This window comes from Pseudobacter sp. (assembly GCF_051955275.1).
Lineage (GTDB): Bacteria > Bacteroidota > Bacteroidia > Chitinophagales > Chitinophagaceae > Pseudobacter.
The window spans coordinates 1-16,143 of record NZ_JBQCGW010000203.1; the positions used below are offsets into that span (position 1 = coordinate 1).

16 protein-coding genes are annotated in these 16,143 nt (G+C 44.7%); 10 read left to right on the plus strand and 6 right to left on the minus strand.

All coding sequences use genetic code 11. From position 1 onward, the window contains the following. Nucleotides 1-133: 133 nt before the first annotated feature. The gene (locus ACTHMC_RS17605) at nucleotides 134-793 is read right to left on the minus strand and encodes a hypothetical protein (RefSeq protein WP_440415021.1); all 660 of its coding nucleotides are present in this window, start codon (nucleotides 791-793) and stop codon (nucleotides 134-136) included. 66 nt (nucleotides 794-859) lie between these two features. Beyond that, entirely contained in the window at nucleotides 860-1,414 is a 555-nt protein-coding gene (locus tag ACTHMC_RS17610; protein WP_440415023.1) for a hypothetical protein, read from the minus strand. 361 nt (nucleotides 1,415-1,775) lie between these two features. On the opposite strand from ACTHMC_RS17610, the gene ACTHMC_RS17615 reads away from it, so the two are divergent. Further along, nucleotides 1,776-2,246: a JAB domain-containing protein gene (locus tag ACTHMC_RS17615; protein ID WP_440415025.1), complete on the plus strand. Its 471-nt coding sequence runs from the start codon at nucleotides 1,776-1,778 to the stop codon at nucleotides 2,244-2,246. A 24-nt stretch (nucleotides 2,247-2,270) separates the two neighbouring features. Here the strand turns inward: ACTHMC_RS17615 and ACTHMC_RS17620 are convergent, their stop codons facing one another. Genes ACTHMC_RS17620 through ACTHMC_RS17630 form a run of 3 tightly spaced genes read right to left on the minus strand, consistent with a single transcriptional unit; the run spans nucleotide 2,271 to nucleotide 4,720 of the window. Further along, on the minus strand, nucleotides 2,271-3,584 hold the full coding sequence (locus ACTHMC_RS17620) for a PIN-like domain-containing protein (RefSeq protein WP_440415027.1): 1,314 nt from the start codon (nucleotides 3,582-3,584) through the stop codon (nucleotides 2,271-2,273). 60 nt (nucleotides 3,585-3,644) lie between these two features. Next, complete coding sequence (locus ACTHMC_RS17625; protein ID WP_440415029.1) at nucleotides 3,645-4,151, minus strand: hypothetical protein; 507 nt, start codon at nucleotides 4,149-4,151, stop codon at nucleotides 3,645-3,647. A 47-nt stretch (nucleotides 4,152-4,198) separates the two neighbouring features. After that, nucleotides 4,199-4,720: a hypothetical protein gene (locus tag ACTHMC_RS17630; protein WP_440415030.1), complete on the minus strand. Its 522-nt coding sequence runs from the start codon at nucleotides 4,718-4,720 to the stop codon at nucleotides 4,199-4,201. Between the two features lie 177 nt (nucleotides 4,721-4,897). Between ACTHMC_RS17630 and ACTHMC_RS17635 the strand changes: the two genes are divergently transcribed. After that, nucleotides 4,898-5,749 (plus strand): HEPN domain-containing protein, encoded by an 852-nt coding sequence (locus tag ACTHMC_RS17635; RefSeq protein WP_440415032.1) that lies wholly within the window; start codon nucleotides 4,898-4,900, stop codon nucleotides 5,747-5,749. Between the two features lie 5 nt (nucleotides 5,750-5,754). Here ACTHMC_RS17635 and ACTHMC_RS17640 read toward each other — a convergent pair whose 3' ends face one another. Continuing rightward, a complete protein-coding gene (locus ACTHMC_RS17640) occupies nucleotides 5,755-6,237 on the minus strand; it encodes a helix-turn-helix domain-containing protein (RefSeq protein ID WP_440415033.1) in 483 nt (160 codons plus the stop codon). 1,069 nt (nucleotides 6,238-7,306) lie between these two features. Here ACTHMC_RS17640 and ACTHMC_RS17645 point away from each other — a divergent pair. The 8 genes from ACTHMC_RS17645 (at nucleotide 7,307) to ACTHMC_RS17680 (ending at nucleotide 15,963) form a co-directional block, all read left to right on the plus strand. Beyond that, nucleotides 7,307-10,348, plus strand: a complete 3,042-nt coding sequence (locus tag ACTHMC_RS17645) for a SusC/RagA family TonB-linked outer membrane protein (protein ID WP_440415034.1) — start codon at nucleotides 7,307-7,309, stop codon at nucleotides 10,346-10,348. An 11-nt stretch (nucleotides 10,349-10,359) separates the two neighbouring features. Then, complete coding sequence (locus ACTHMC_RS17650; protein ID WP_440415035.1) at nucleotides 10,360-11,835, plus strand: RagB/SusD family nutrient uptake outer membrane protein; 1,476 nt, start codon at nucleotides 10,360-10,362, stop codon at nucleotides 11,833-11,835. A 147-nt stretch (nucleotides 11,836-11,982) separates the two neighbouring features. After that, nucleotides 11,983-12,627 (plus strand): Crp/Fnr family transcriptional regulator, encoded by a 645-nt coding sequence (locus tag ACTHMC_RS17655; RefSeq protein ID WP_440415036.1) that lies wholly within the window; start codon nucleotides 11,983-11,985, stop codon nucleotides 12,625-12,627. Between the two features lie 10 nt (nucleotides 12,628-12,637). Then, a complete protein-coding gene (locus ACTHMC_RS17660) occupies nucleotides 12,638-13,381 on the plus strand; it encodes a hypothetical protein (RefSeq protein ID WP_440415037.1) in 744 nt (247 codons plus the stop codon). A gap of 77 nt (nucleotides 13,382-13,458) precedes the next feature. Then, a complete protein-coding gene (locus ACTHMC_RS17665) occupies nucleotides 13,459-14,289 on the plus strand; it encodes a HEPN domain-containing protein (protein ID WP_440415039.1) in 831 nt (276 codons plus the stop codon). A gap of 67 nt (nucleotides 14,290-14,356) precedes the next feature. Continuing rightward, nucleotides 14,357-14,869, plus strand: coding sequence for a hypothetical protein (locus ACTHMC_RS17670; protein ID WP_440415041.1), 513 nt, complete (start codon nucleotides 14,357-14,359; stop codon nucleotides 14,867-14,869). Between the two features lie 59 nt (nucleotides 14,870-14,928). After that, nucleotides 14,929-15,474 (plus strand): hypothetical protein, encoded by a 546-nt coding sequence (locus ACTHMC_RS17675; RefSeq protein WP_440415042.1) that lies wholly within the window; start codon nucleotides 14,929-14,931, stop codon nucleotides 15,472-15,474. Between the two features lie 81 nt (nucleotides 15,475-15,555). After that, nucleotides 15,556-15,963 (plus strand): hypothetical protein, encoded by a 408-nt coding sequence (locus ACTHMC_RS17680; protein WP_440415043.1) that lies wholly within the window; start codon nucleotides 15,556-15,558, stop codon nucleotides 15,961-15,963. Nucleotides 15,964-16,143 lie beyond the last annotated feature (180 nt).

Consider the following 16,143-nt stretch of genomic DNA (forward strand, 5'->3'; position numbering starts at 1 on the left):
ATTCTTTCGACTCCTTTGGAATGAATTTCAAAAAGACGGGAAGGTCTTGCTCGACGTTTCTCAGAAGATGGTTTATATAGTCCTTTGATGCTTGCGCCACGAGTTTTTTTTTCAATTGTTATTCAAATGGCAACTACGTTTTTTTTCTCTGCTTTTTCTTCAACGCTTTGCCGATCTCATCCAAATATTTACTTACTTCCTTTTCTGTTCCTGCAGCAGCAGCCGAGCCAACAACATCCAACTTCACCTTCTTTAACTGCTCCAGTACAGAAGCCACAAAAAAACTATTATACCGGTGAAAGGATGCTTTCCGTCCATCCTCTACAAACTCATTTGTTAATACTTCCAGACACGCATCCTTCAATTCAACGATCAGGGTGATAATCGTTAGCCGTAGCCTGGCGTCCTTGTCATCACGCACACGTCCTGCACCACTAGATTCCAGGCACCAACTATCCAGTTGGGAATACACCTCCCTGCCAACTCTTCCTGATTCTGTAAAGAGCTGATCTGTAGTCGTCACCCCTGACCTGGTAACAACTTCCACCACCTCAACCAGCTTGACCAGCTTCTCACTGACCTGTTGATTCATTCCGCAGATATCCCGAATCAGGAGCACCTTTTGCTGAAGACTGAGGGAACCAACACCGAAACTGAGCGAATGGGATCTCTCCGGATCAATATTCAACAGGATACCGAGCACAGAGGAAGTCATCGCATCCAGGCTTACTGCCATCTCACCCATGAACTGCGATAAGGTATTGGTTGCCTTCCTACGTATGGATGTAGCCATAATACTTCTTTTAGCACATGGAATCTACATATTTTATTTCATAGCCCGGGTTATAAGAACACCCTATCAAAAGTGTCTTTTGGCGCAGGGATATGGCCAGTAATCGATCAGTTCATAGATAAAGCCATTCATGTCCAGGTAATTGGCCCCCATGATCCGGCCGCCCCGGGATTTGGCCCTGACAGCCTTCGGATTGGCAAAAATTTTCCCGGTGACAGGATCTTCAACAATATCATTGTCATTATAGAAGAAGCCAGGTGTATTCTTCAGCCCGATAAAGATCTCGCCGAGCTTAGTGTACTTCAGCTTTAGCGTATAAACAGAATCTACCCTCAACTGGCAAAAACCGAAAGTGCTGTGAAACAAGGCGCGTGGCACAAGTGAATCTGTGGGCACGTTGATCGTTGCGGTATCATGTTCTCCTACCAGGAACTTAAAAGCTGTTCTCCAATAGTCAGTCGTTGCCGGAATGCGTTCACTGATAAACGCTACCAGCTTTCCCGTGACCATGGTATCTCTCGTAGAAGGCTGGCAGCGAGACTGCACCATTATCATCAACAGCAGGCTGGACAAGAAGGTTACGCGGATCATAGTAATATGAGCATACGAATTCAATAGCATGGTTGAATATTTACCGGTATTAGTAATGAAGTTCAAGCAAAGTAATTCACCTCTCCTATGGCAGAGATGTACGCATGAATACTGGTAGGTTGGGAAAAGTTCGAGTTGACAGGGAAGTCAACTAAGGTAACTATTTCATTGAAATTCTCCGATAAGAAAAAAGATCAACATCGATTTAAAAGTTACTGCATTCATTATTCCAAAAGATCGGTTGTGGCTGGCTGTACAGGACAAGGAACTACGGCATAAACACGAAGAGGCCGGCACACAACGCTATCCTTTATTCCGTTCCTGCTTGTCCCTGTAGCTGCCGCAACCGGCGCACGCTTCCATAATTTTTTAACTTTTAAAATGTTGAATTATGGAAAAGCAAACCACTCCTCCAGCCTGGACAGTAGCCGCTGAAATTGAATTAAGCTACAAATCCAATGTGAAGCCTTCTGCAAGGCCCACCATTACGGGAGCAGAGGATTTACAACAATTGTTTTTGAACCATTGGAATGAAGAAAAGCTGGAATTGCTGGAGCAGTTCAAGGTAGCATTGATCTCTCGCTCGAACAGGGTTCTGGGCATCCTTAACCTAGCATCCGGAACCATCACCGGCGTGGCTGTGGATATCAGATTGCTGTTCGCCGCCGCATTGAAGACGAAAGCCACTGCCATAGCTATTTGCCACAACCATCCTTCAGGGAATTTGGAGCCCAGTCCGGCAGACAGGCGGCTTACAGAAAAAATTAAGGCTGCGGGAGAATTGCTAGATATAGACCTGCTGGATCATATCATACTGACAGAAGATGGTTACTTCTCATTCGCAAATCAAGGGCTGTTGTAGCCCTTTTTTTATACGTTCTTTTTATCACATTTTTTCCGCATCGAGGTCCGGAAATCCTACAGCACAAAATGAATTTTTCTCATCTAAATATCCAACATATACTATTATCCGAGAGAGATCATGTCTGATTTCCGAAGCTATCTTTTCAGCCATCAATTCATCACTAGCTACGTAAACATAAACATATAAAGTCTTACGATAGACTTTAAAACTTCTCCTCAGCAAAAGTGAATTTTCTATTATTGAGTTAAAATCATTTTCATTAACTCTCTTTACAACGACTACCATCTTTACTTCACCCTTCTGCATATAGAATTTATCAGGAACTGTCATTGAGCCTCCAGCATCCCATGTTATACTTTCTGACTCGTAAATTTCAATTAGAAATTTCAGAACAGCTTCATTTCTTACAGTTGGATTTCCTAGCGCCACTTTCTCTGCGAAATATTTTATCATCTCCTTATCAACATCGAATTCTAATATTTTTTTAGATAGGTGCAAGAATTGCGGAGAGCTATAACTCCACATTTGTACCCCAGCAATATCTTTCATTTCTTTGATAAGTTCCGGACGTGGGCTTACTAATTTTCTTTTGTCTTTGGAATCAGTAATACACCAATCTTCTTTTAAGTCATCGCAGATTAACAACACTGGCCGATTCTTCTGTTTGGCTAATTCCAAAGTCTGTTTCCAACAAATCAAATCTCCAAATTTTGAGATTCCCAAATTAGCCTTTTCCTTTTCATCCATATAACCAGGCGGCATACAATGCCGATAGCGAAATTCACCTTCTTCAGCTATCTTCATCAATTCCTGATGAGTATAAGTGGGTGTAACTTCAAAATAATCTAACAAATTATCATCCTCAATTGAACTGGCATGCTCCTCTAATTGCTTTTCCATAAATTGCTCCATCAAACTCACCAGAACCTCACTTTTCTTTTTCAACAACTCCAGCTGTTCATCCATTTCAGAAAAAATATCTTTCTTAAAATAAGGATGCCTATCTTCTTTGGCCGTTAAATTTTTCAGCTGTTGATACTGATTGACAAATTTCTGTAAATGCTGATCAGGAAAGTGCTTTTCCCTGATTATCCGATACTCTTCTTTCGGATTATTCAGTACTTTTTCTTTATTCTTCAAAAACTCATACTCCGCATAATTTGTAATAAACAGCCTGCCGCTTAGTTTACTGAAAATATTAGCGTAAATATCCTGCCTGTAAGAATGAAGAAACTCCAAAAAATTCAAGAGAACAGATGTGTCGAAAACAAAAATCGCTTCCTTCCATATTTTCATTTCTTTTTCTGTTGACCATTTATTCAATAAAGATTTCATATTCTTTTTATCTCGTTTTTACATCATCTAAATGTAGTCCTACAAAAACGTTCAACGCTTTCAATGAGAAGACAAGGATGTGTCTTTTTTTGATGATGAATCTTTTAAAGTAACAGACGCTAATGAAGACTTTTCTATTTCAACTTTCAAAATACTTATTGAATCCGAAACAGCTTTCACTTTTTTTTCGAGCTGCTCAATTCGACTATCTTGTTTTTCTTTAGGTAACAGTAGCAACAGCCACCCCACTATTAAAGAAAAAACAGCAGTGATCAATCCAACAAGAAAATTATTCCATACTGGGTTTCTCTCAATCCAATTCTTTTCTTCATAGTCATGATTTTTTATAATCTCATAATCATCTCTAAATTTTGGATGCGGCCTACTTTTATATTTTTTCGAGGCTACAATTGTCCCTTCAATCTTACTCCTTATGCTATATGAAACAGGGCTATGCGAATCTCTTTTTAATATTATTTCCGCGTGATATCCTACACGAGCACTACCTTTGTCTTCAACCTCGTTTATGACAGCTTCGATTATTTCTTTCTTTTGTGAATCGTTCATCATCTATCAGTTTAGGGTTATTTAGACACTGTGTATGTTTACTGCAATTACTTGCCGGTTTCAGAAGGAGATTCTTCGTTTATATTTGATTCCGATTCAGAACCACCAAAGAAATAAAATAGCACTCCGAAGAAGAAGACACCTGTTAGTGCCACCAATAAGTATCCTACGAAAGACAAAACTCCTGAAAAATTTTGATGCCCTTTATTCGCCAAATGATCGCTATAGAAAAAACTCCCAGCACACAACAAAGCAGTTACAAGAAATGCAATTACAGTTTTTGAATATTCGGTTAGATTTTTCTTCTTTTCAGGATTTCCTGTCAGACTAGGTTCTTTTCGTACATGATGCCCTCCTAAAAACGTCGGAAGCATAATTAAAAAAAAAGCAAAGAATATAAGTAGTAATCCTGCGCTTCCAGATTCAATCTGGCCGGACAGTAGATTAGAAGTAATATTGATTTTCCCTGTCGCTTTTGCATCCACGGTCATCAAATAAAAACCTCCAATGCCGAAAAGAATTCCTGAGACTTGAGCTATCAACTTTCTAACTTCCTTTGGGTTCCACATGTTAGTTTTGGTGTTGTATGTGGACAAAATATATAAAAAGCGGGGAAGCGTCAAGAAATATATCTATTTTATTATATATAATAACATAACCCAATGTATTAGAGTTTTATAGCAAACATTATTTAAGTATCTTTAAGTATCGTTACTATTGTTATTTATAACATTCATTTCCCAGACATGCAACCGTCCTTCGATCAATTACCTGAAAAAAAGCAACACGAGATCCGCCAGGTGGTGGAAGTGATCAAAGAAGTCATTGATCCGGAGATGGTGATATTGTTTGGATCTTACGCCAAAGGAACCTGGGTTGACCACCAGTATCACTCTGGCGGTCTTCTCAATGAATATACCAGCGATTATGATTTCCTCGTTGTAACGCAAACAAGTGAAAAAGACGCTTATGTTCTGGAACATCAGGTAATCCAAAAAACCGATCATTTTAACCCACCGGTAAACCTGGAAATTCACGGTATCGATCACATCAATAAAGGACTGGAATGGGGAGAATATTTTTGGGCTGACATCATTAAAGAAGGGATTGTCTTGTTCGACAAAAGGACAATCCAATTTTCTCAGCCCAGGGAACTTACCCCACTTGAAAGAAAAGAAAAGGCACAGAGATATTTTGATACGTGGTTTCCACAAGCAAATGAATTCTTAATTGATGCTAAGCATGCAGCAGACAGAAAGAACTTCAAAAAATCTGATTTCGAACTACACCAAGCTGCAGAAAACCTGTATTACGCCACCTTAACGGTTTTTACAGACTACAAACCCAAGCTTCATAATCTCTGGAAGCTTAGAAAAAAGGCCAAACCATATTCAGAACAATTATACTTAGTATTCAGGACTGAAACAGACAAGTCGGAAGAAAACTTATTTGAATTACTGAAGCAAGGATATATTGAAGCGCGTTATGATCCCAAATTTTCTATAAGTGAGGAAAATATAAACATACTAATAGAAAGAGTCTCCAGCATGATACCTATCGTAGAGCAAATATGTAAAACAAGAATTGAAAGTCTCTAAAGCAATTATTTTCTTGAATACATTTTCTGCCTGCCATTAACTTGAAACTTCAAGCTTTTATTTTTTACCATTTTACCTAAAACTGCGGAAATAGCGACTGAATTTAATTTCAGCTTTCTCTTCTCATAGAAATACTGAAGAACATCTCTTACGTAGCGAGGTGAATTGAAAAAATCAGTATTATCGTATAAATCCTCGATTAACATTGTCGCATTAACTTTTTCTTTTCTATTTGGACTCAAAGAGAAACGAGGCTTATCGCCAAACTTTACATCAAAAATATCTTTAGGAGGAACACCAATTGCTTTCGCTATTTCAATAATATAAGTAACTGAACCCTCGCCTGTCTTTTCAATACGAGAAATAGTTTGATATGTAAACCCGGTCATATCTGCTATATCTGCAATACTGTAACCAGCAGCTTTTCTAAGCTGCATTAACTTAGCTCCTACCTTTTTGGTTTCCTTCTGGTTACGATAAATTTCCACTCTCCAAAAAGACTGGACTTTTATAAACTCTTTAATTAACTATCTTTAATATTTGGATATATAAAGTTCGGTTCTTAAATTCGCATCAAACGTACATATTCCTTTACTCATTGACTGTGCCGTGAGAAAGCACCAGACACAATGAGCATAAAGGCAACATATTCCAAAACATTAAGTGCAGGGCACTATTCTCCTGTATTGACTGTGCCACTTTCTCACGGACAGTTATGCAAGACAATAGTCCCTGCCTTAATTTTTTCCTGCCTTCACTTCATTTTAATACACTTTGACTTTTTAAGAATATTCAAGGCTGTGAACTGGGATTGCATTCATGTCAGAAATCCCTGGGTGGTTTCCCCAAAGCCCGTTTTAACCTCTGAAAACAGCGGAGGGCAGGTAAGTTCCATTGCCTGCTGCTCCGCATTTTTTTATCCTCACGCTCACGCCTATGTGAAACCAATTACTAGCTTTTTATGCAAAAGTTTTTCGCTGCTTCACCAGGCAGCCAATGCTGCTACGGATGCAGTGCAGCCCGGCACCACTCCAACTTCCAGCTACTGGGGCTGGCTGCATTCCGTAGCAGTTTTCTCATTTGCGGTTTTTCATTCCAGCGAAGGGCAGGCCAGTCGCAAGGCTTGCACCTTCGCTTTCCTTTCTGCCTGCCACCAAAACAACCCCTCATATCATGGACGAATCCGTTTCATTCTTACTATTCCTTGTCATTCTCTGTATCTGGGATCTTTTACAGAGACGCATAGACAAAGACTGAAAACCTTACCAGGCACGAGGTTCAGGAGCAACCTGAATACCACATTCGCCTTCAACACTGCTCCTCCTTCATTATTTCAAACCAATAACACAATTCATGAAACTACTGGTGTTTTTCGGATCGATGATACTTGGTGCACTTATAAAGATTCTCCTGGACAAAGCATTCAACTACTTCGCGCACCGGTCCAACAAAGACTGACACATAACTGCTGGGTATGCAGTAGAAACACTGTACATAATTCGCCGGAACACCGCATTCCTATAACATTTCCGATCACCATTAAACCACACACTAATCATGCGATTACACATCACACAACTATCAATGATTCTCTGCTGTATGCTGGCTGCACTTGTGGCAAAGGCTCAGGACAGCTCCTACACACTGAGCGGCAGAATCACCAATGAACGCGGAGAGCCGCTTTCGGACGTAACCGTTGCCAGACCGAACGGAAAACAGGGAATCGCAACCCTCACCAATGCCAAAGGCATCTTCTTCCTGCCGGGAGTGATCTCATCCCATACGATACTCGTTACCCATGTCGGTTACCAACGGCAGGTCATTGCTGTTAAAGGCCGCACGGAAATCAACATTGTCCTGAAATCTTCCAATACCTACCTGGACCAGGTCGTGGTACAGGCTTACGGCGTTACCAACCAACGGATCACCACTGGTAATATCAGCAAGGTTACCGCCACAGAAATAGATAAGCAACCTGTGATCAATCCCCTGCAGATCCTGCAAGGCAGGACACCGGGCACCTCTATCACCAATGTGAGCGGAGCAGCCAGCGGCTCCATAAAAATTGAGATCCGCGGACGCAGCTCGATTGACCCCACCAAACCAGCGGAGCCACTGTATGTCATTGATGGCGTCCCGATGACCACGCTGAATCTTTCCAATGTAGAATCTATTGCAGCAGGATCCGCCGTCTCACAAGGAATGATCCAATCCGGTATGGCATCTCCCGCCGGAGGGCAAAGCCCATTTTTTAACATCAATCCTGCTGATATTGAAAGTATAGAAGTACTCAAAGACGCTGATGCTACGGCCATTTATGGCTCACGGGGTGCCAATGGTGTGATCCTGGTCACGACCAAGAAAGGGAAAGCGGGCAAAGCAGGTACCGAACTGAATGTATACACGGGCTTCAGTAAAGTCACCCGTTTTTTTCCTTTGCTGAATACGCAGCAATACGTGGCGCTGCGCAAAGCTGCGCTGGCCAATGATGGTCTTGCCATCGATATGATGAGCGCACCTGATCTGGTAGCCTGGGATACTACCCGATATACAGACTGGCAGCGTTATGCCTTTGGTGGTACCGGCAGGACTGTCAGTGCACAATTGAGCATGCAGGGAGGAACCGCACTCACCAATTTCCGCGCCAGTGCCGGCTACAACTACCAGCGCGATATTACTGCCATTGCCGGGGGTAACCAGCGGGGATCAATGGCGATGGCGGTCCAACACAAAACGCCGAATCAGAAGTTCACGTTGGATCTGTCTGCTCAGTATAGCATTACCCACAGCAACCTGATCTACTCCGCAGGAAGCGCATTACTGCCACCGCATGCACCCGCTATCTTCAATGATAAGGGAAGTCTTAATTATGCAGGTTGGGCACCACTGGCCACCAGCTATGCTTTTGCTTCGCTGCTACAGCCGTATGAATCCACCGCGCATTTGCTCAATAGCAACCTGGTGCTATCTTATGCCATCATAAGAGGTTTGACCGCCCGCATCAATCTTGGTTACAACAATTCGCAAACTGCACAGGAGCACACCCTGCCGATCCGGTCGCTCAATCCGGACATGAACCCGCGGGGCTCTGTCAGTAAAGGACGAAGCTATTTTCATAACGTTATTAGTGAACCGCAGTTAGAATACACTACATTCCTGTCGAGAGGTAAGATTACTGCCCTGGCAGGAGCCAGTTATCAGCAGAACCTGACGACCGGCTTGCTGACAGCAGGCTCCAACTACACCAATGACCTCTTATTGGGGTCCATCAATGCCGCCCCTACCAAACAGATTGTAGAAAACAGCGCGCAGTACAAATATGCCGGGGCCTTCCTGCGTCTTTCCTACAATTGGGAAAACCGGTATATCCTTAATATCAGTGGCCGCCGTGACGGATCTTCCCGATTTGCATCCGGCAGGCAATTCGGCAACTTCGGATCCATCGGCGCTGCCTGGATATTCTCAGAATCCAAAGCGCTCAAAGCAAGCAGCGTGCTGTCGTTTGGTAAGCTGCGCGCCAGTTATGGTGTTACTGGGTCTGATCAGATTGGAGATTACGGATTCCTGTCTCTGTGGGAATTTGGATCCACCGGTCAGTATGGTGGGCAGCAACCACTGTTCCCTACACGCTTTGCCGACAGCCTGCTGCGCTGGGAAGAGAACCGCAAGCTGGAACTGGCACTGCAACTTGGCTTCTTCAAAGACAGGCTGACCCTGCAGGTAGCATGGTATCGCAACCGGTGCGATAACCAGTTACTCTCGATGCCCATCGCCTCTCAAAGCGGGTTCACCTCCGTGATCTCCAACACGCCTGCGAATGTGCAGAATACAGGGCTGGAAGTGAACCTCGATATCCTGGCGATCAAAGGAACAACCTGGCAGTTACAAACCAGGTTATTTGTGGCCGCCAATCGGAACAAACTGCTCTCCTATCCCAACTTTGACCAGTCTCCCTACAAAAGTCGCTTTGTTGTGGGCAGGCCACTCAACCTGCAGCGACTGCTTCATTTTACGGGAGTGAATCCTGCCACCGGAGAATACCGGTTTGCGGACCTAACCGGAGATCAGGCGATCACTGTTGATTTTACCGGTAATACACCGGACGACAGGACTATCATCGATATGACACCACAGTATGAAGCCGGTCTTACTACAGAACTAACCTTTCAACAGTGGTCGCTGAGTGCATTGTGGTTCCATCGTAAACAAAAAGGGTTCAATGCACTGGTGGGGGCTGAACAACCCGGAGCACGCAAAAACCAACCCAGTCAGGTAATGCAGTACTGGCAAAAGCCCGGTGATATTGCTGCTGTTGGTAAGCCGCTGAATTACGGCACCAATAACAGCAACCAGTATGCGTTTTACTCCGATGCCCGTATCTCTGACGCGTCTTTCATCCGCCTGCAGAATGTTTCCCTGAGTTACAGCTGCCCGGATGCCTGGTTGAAAAAGTGGCACTTGTCCCAATTTCGACTGTTTATTCAGGGTGAAAACCTCTTGCTTGTCACCAACTACAAAGGATCTGATCCAGAGATCCAGCAGTTCGGATCCTTGCCACGTCCCGCGATTCTCACCGCTGGTATTTCTTGTAAACTGTAAACCACTCCACCATGCAACCTATCATTATCTCCCTATACAACTTCATCACCGGACAATACAGGTCTATCACGTGTTTCGGTGTGCTCTTCGGTTTGTTGAGTGGCCTGGTCGGCGGACTGGCTTCCTGCCACAAGATCATCGACATCCCTGATCCTACCGGCAGCATCCCGCAATCCCAGGTCTTTGCCACTGATCAGGAAGCCATCAGTGCGCTTAGTGGCGCTTACTACCAGCTGGCCAATACTCATATGCCCACCTTGCTGAACGGTGGCATGACGATATACCCGGCGCTTTCTGCCGACGAACTGAAAGTCTTTGACCAGGGTAATACCGAAGCCAGGCAGTTCAACGACAATCAGCTCCTGGCCACCAATCCAGCCATTGCGGCCAACCTGTGGGCAACCGCTTACCAGTCCATTTATCAGTTCAATGCCATCCTTGAAAATGCAGCATCCTCCCCGGGTCTTAGCCAACCAGTAAAGGATCAACTGAAAGGACATGCTTTTTTCGGCAGGGCACTGGTGCATTACTACCTGGTATCGCTGTTCGAGAAAGTGCCACTAATCACCTCCACCGACTGGCGTAATACCGGCTCGCAAGCGCAAGCCACGTCTGACCAGGTATACACGCAACTGATTACCGACCTGCAACAAGCAGTTTCATTGTTACCTGAATCATATGATTTGTTACAGGGAGGTCGATTGATCGCCAACAAGTATGCAGCTATGGCCCTACTGGCGAGGATGTATGCCCAGCAAGACAACTGGTCAGCGGTAGCTGAACTGTCCGACCAGGTGATCAGCAGTCCGCTGTACTCACTGGCACCAACAGCCGAAGCAGTATTTAGCATCAACGGCCCGGAAGTGATCCTGCAATGGCAGCAGGATCCCACAGGCTGGTCTTTCAACGCCACCCGTGAGGGAATGACATTGCTGCCGATTGACGGAATCTTTCCCTTTCCGCCATTCGCTTACCTGACCACCTCCCTGTTACAGGCATTCGAGCCACAGGATCAGCGCCAACAGCAGTGGCTCCGCCACCGCCAGATCAATGGCACCACGTATTACTATCCGGCCAAATACAAGATCGGGCCCAGCCAGGCGATGCCCGGAGCCGCTTTGAGTGAAGGCACTGTGGTGATCCGGCTTGCTGAGATCCTGCTGCTGCGGGCAGAAGCCAGCGCCATGATGGGAAATACTGAAGCTTCGCTGACAGACATCAACACCATTAGAGGGCGGGCCGGACTCCCACCGTTGCCTACGTCACTTTCGCAGCCCCAGACACTGGAGGCGCTGCGGCAGGAAAGACGTATAGAACTGTTTTGCGAATGGGGACACCGATGGCTTGACCTAAAGCGATGGGTCATCGCCCGCACTGTGCTGGAAACAAACAAAGGCATTCAGGTACCTGCTCACGGTCTTGTATATCCCATTCCGGCCTCTGAACTCGTAAACAATCCGGCATTGCAACAACATACCGGCTATTGATCACACCCTGCGCATCAGAATAGCGGAGCCCTTTGTAGCATTATAACGATGGCTATAAGGAAAGCGACTCCCTGAATAACTGGTAATTACTTAGTGTGAGTGTGTGGGTATGGGCTCCCTATTCTTGCGCAGGTTAATTTTTTTCTTATGAAAACAGTAAGGAAAAAACAACAGCAACACAAGTCACCTGAAAGAATCGAACAATCTCCTTTTGCCAAATTGCTGGCCAAGTATAGCAGTATTTCTACTGACGCCAGGCAGTTCCTGGAGAAGTACACGTATATCAAAAAGGTTTATAGAAACCAAACGCTCACTCCTGCCGGAGAAATTTCCCAAAGCATTTACTATGTCCATTCCGGCGCGCTGTTGCTACATCAGAAAAATCATAAAAGAGCCGTTAACACCGCACTCTTTTTTCAGGGAAGCATAGCGCCGCATCCCATTGACTTCTTTTTTGAATTGCCCGCACAACAAGACCTCAAAGCTGCTTGCACCTCATTGGTGTATGTGATGGATCTTTCTCATGCACGGCTGTTTTTTCGCTATTATCCTCAACCTATTTTATCCCTGCAATACCTGCTGCTGCAATCCAGGCTTTCTTTCACTGAAAAAGAACAGTTGCAGCAATTGACTACGAAAGAAAAACTTCGGCACTTCCTACAGATCCACCCTGATGCACCACGCCTCCTGCAATCGAAAGCCATTGCAGCCTATCTCGGCGTGCAGGCTGAAACACTCTCCAGGGCGAAGAACAAATCCCCACGCAATCAGCAAACTTTAAAATCATCATAAAACGACTGCCATGAGTAAAAACATGGAATATACCAGCCTTAGCTTACCTGCAAAATTTATCGGCAATCCGATGAAATATGTAGCTGATTTCTTCTACTACAACTGGAAATACCAGGCCCTCGATACCCTGCATGAACACTTCATGGCATTACTGAAGCCCAAGCGTCGGAAAAAATTGATCAAACGCGGGTCTGATCAACTGTTCTATGTTGAAACACTCTCCAAATTACTGGAAGCCATGTGGCTGGTATGGCAAGAGGATAAAGAACAAAAAAAGGGAGCAATACCAGATGAGCTGCAGGATTCGATGTTCCTGTTTGATAAGCATTTTTTTATCAGAGAAACAGAGAGAAACCACTGGCGGGCAATGCCGCGTTATCTCTGTGAAGAAGAATTCTTTATTCCCATGATCAGTGTTGACCTGTTTTTTAAACGCCACTCCTTATCAAAATGGAAAGACCTTTTAAATGAAGTGCTCCACAATATTCTTGGAACGGGTGTAGGAGATTTCGGCAACGATTATACCAATCCGTATGAAGTCCACTTTTCCCTTGCATGCCTGATCGAAGCCAGTTATCTGATACACATACGACAGCAGGATTACTTCATCAACTATATATCCGCGCTAAAAGGCGCTACGAGTCCCTTACCAAACCTACATCCAGACGAATCTAACCATAATAAAGAACCGAACAATGAAGCAATCAATTTCGAAAGTGCCGGTATTCCTCACCCATCTCCTGAGACGACCTAAAAGATCCTGTTAACGCACAGGAAGTATCAGGGCGCTCTTACCAATACCTGGCAACAATTTATCAATACCATACCATTATGGCAATAACGCTAAATCATTCTCTACAGGCTATCGTTAATATAGCAGTAGAAGTGCTGCACCCCCACAAAATAGTGCTACTGGGATACATCAATAAAGCAGGGCAGAGTATTTCTCTCTTGCATCATCGCCTCCACGACAACAATGACATGGCAGCCCTTATCATTGCAATCATCATAAGTAATGACTGTAATGACAAAAAATACAAGCTCAATTCCATTGAGGATCGTTCCAAAAACCATTTACCTACTACTTGCGTGTTGCTTACAACAGTATCATTGAAATCATTGACGGAAGGCGGTAATGAGTTTGCCATCCGCGTGCAACTGTCGGCAAACATTCTGTACCAGCAATGGCAAGCTGCGCCACATATCCTCAAATCGATCCAGGAAATAACGCTCAAACCACTCGATCAGACAGACCTGTTTGTATGGTATCGAAGGGCTCACCTTTTCCATCAAACAGCCAGCCTTCACCAGTTACTGGGCAACTATCTAATGACCGCGTTCTGTATGCACCAGGCTACAGAACAATTATTGCATATGCTGATCATCTCGGCAATCGGCTACGGTGTGGTATCTCACAACCTGGATCGATTGCTGCGCATCCTTCGGTTCTTCAACAGCAGGTCCAATGAAATTTTTGTAAAAACAACAGATGAACCAACCAACCGCCTTCACCTACTCAACACCACCTATAAGAATTTCAGATACCGGAATGAAGACAATGTCACCGAAAAAGATACACGATACTTCCTGCAGGAATATGAAAAACTATTGGCAGTAGCAGACGAGATCATACTTCAGCAACACCCGTCGCAGCAGACGTAGCAACAGTATTTCCCTTAAAGCTACACTTGACGAACATATTCTTTCACACGCTTAAACAACTCTTATAATGAAAAAGAAAAAAGGGTCAACACCTCCTCGACGCTCTCAGCCTGCTGTTCAGCAATCAGGCATGTCCCAAAAGGAACTGGCAGCCAGAACCCAAAAAATCAAGATGCAGTTTCAGGACATGATGCAACCCATAGACGTGCCACTCAGTGAGCAGCAACTGGCAGCTATAGAAAAAGGCCTACTCGATCTGTTGCAGCACTTAGATACAGTCAGCAATACCCTTGCTCACACGATACTTTATCTGAAATGTTTCGATCAGAACCACCGGGAGCGATTGGCCAAGCCTGGTACAGGCTTGCGCCTGCAACAACAACTTCACCAGCGTGAATCGGAGATCAGGCAGGCCATTCCTTTTTTGATGTTAACCAAGATTGAACTGCAACACGCCTTACCTGCGGTGGACGCATTCTGGAAGCAGCACGAAAGAGGAATGGGCCTATCCATCTCCACGCTCACCAGTGAAGAGACCGCCGCCTATTTCCCGGACATTGTCTTCAATTCACAAAATTAACTCTACGCAAACGTTCAATGCAGAAGAAATCCCACACTATCCATCATTAATCTTTTCACATGGAAAACAAGAAAAACAACCTTAGCAAGCACCACCAGTCAGCTACGCAGGCATCCAAGAAAGCTGTACAAAAGGAAGGCAGCAGTAAAAAGCAAACTCAGACGAGAGCAGCCGTGGAAGCGGAGCTTGACGCGCTATTAGAACGCCTTCCCGATATCGAATTGAACGAACTGCAACAGGAAGAACTGGCCCAGGATATGATCAAACTGTATTCAACGGTGGCCATGCTGTCCACGAATGTGGAGCGGGTCGAAAAGTTTCTGTGTGCATTCAATCAAAATTACCCCGCGCATAAAGAGAGCATACGAAGATACAGCACCATGAAGAACAAAACCCTGCTAAATACGCAGCAGGCAGCCATGCACAAAGATATCCTGCGATGTTTGCCTTTCCTGAGCCTGCTGACTGTATCGCTTGAAAAATGCTATCAGGAGGTCTGCAGTATATGGAAAACACACGGCTCGCGCCAGGAGGCGAAACTGGCACTGGAGCAGCGCGGGAAGAATCAGGATCCGGATAGCTATAACGGCGGACCACTCAACTAAGTGTTGTATATTGCCTGTACCCAGCCCGGACTTTCGCAAAAGCTTCCCCTCTGCCATTGTTCATGATTAAAACATCTATTGATGGCCATCAAATTATTGATTTTTGCATTTCATCCGGAGGCGTTTTTCCGGCGTCATGCGCAAACACTAGTCGAGTACGGCATGCAGGTTTGCGGCTATGTTTCTATCACTGATGATATCCTGACTGTGTACGATGAGCAGGCTCCTGATATTATCCTGTTTGATATCGGCTCCGTCAACATCCGGTCTTATGCCAATACCTTTGAGTGCCCGTTACTGGCTGTTTCAGACAAATTTGATCTGATGGAACACGCCACTGTGCGCAGGCTCAGCTGTGAAACACCGGATACGGGGTTACAGATTTGCGGTTATGTTGAAAACAGGCCGGAGTTCCTGGTGACTGCTATCAACCAGGCACTAAGTGGTAGCAACTCCTTCTACACCAGTGAGGAAGCCCCGGAGTTATGAACAGAACAGAACAGCATAGAGTGATTCAATAACCCGATCAATGGCCCATCAGATCATAATTCCTGAAAACGAAACACTCAACTGTGGGGTGAAGGTGGTCGAAAATAATCCGGTACGCGGTCAGGCTTTGTTCATGAAAGGTCCTGGCGCTCGAATGATTCATGGCCCGCATATGTTTCT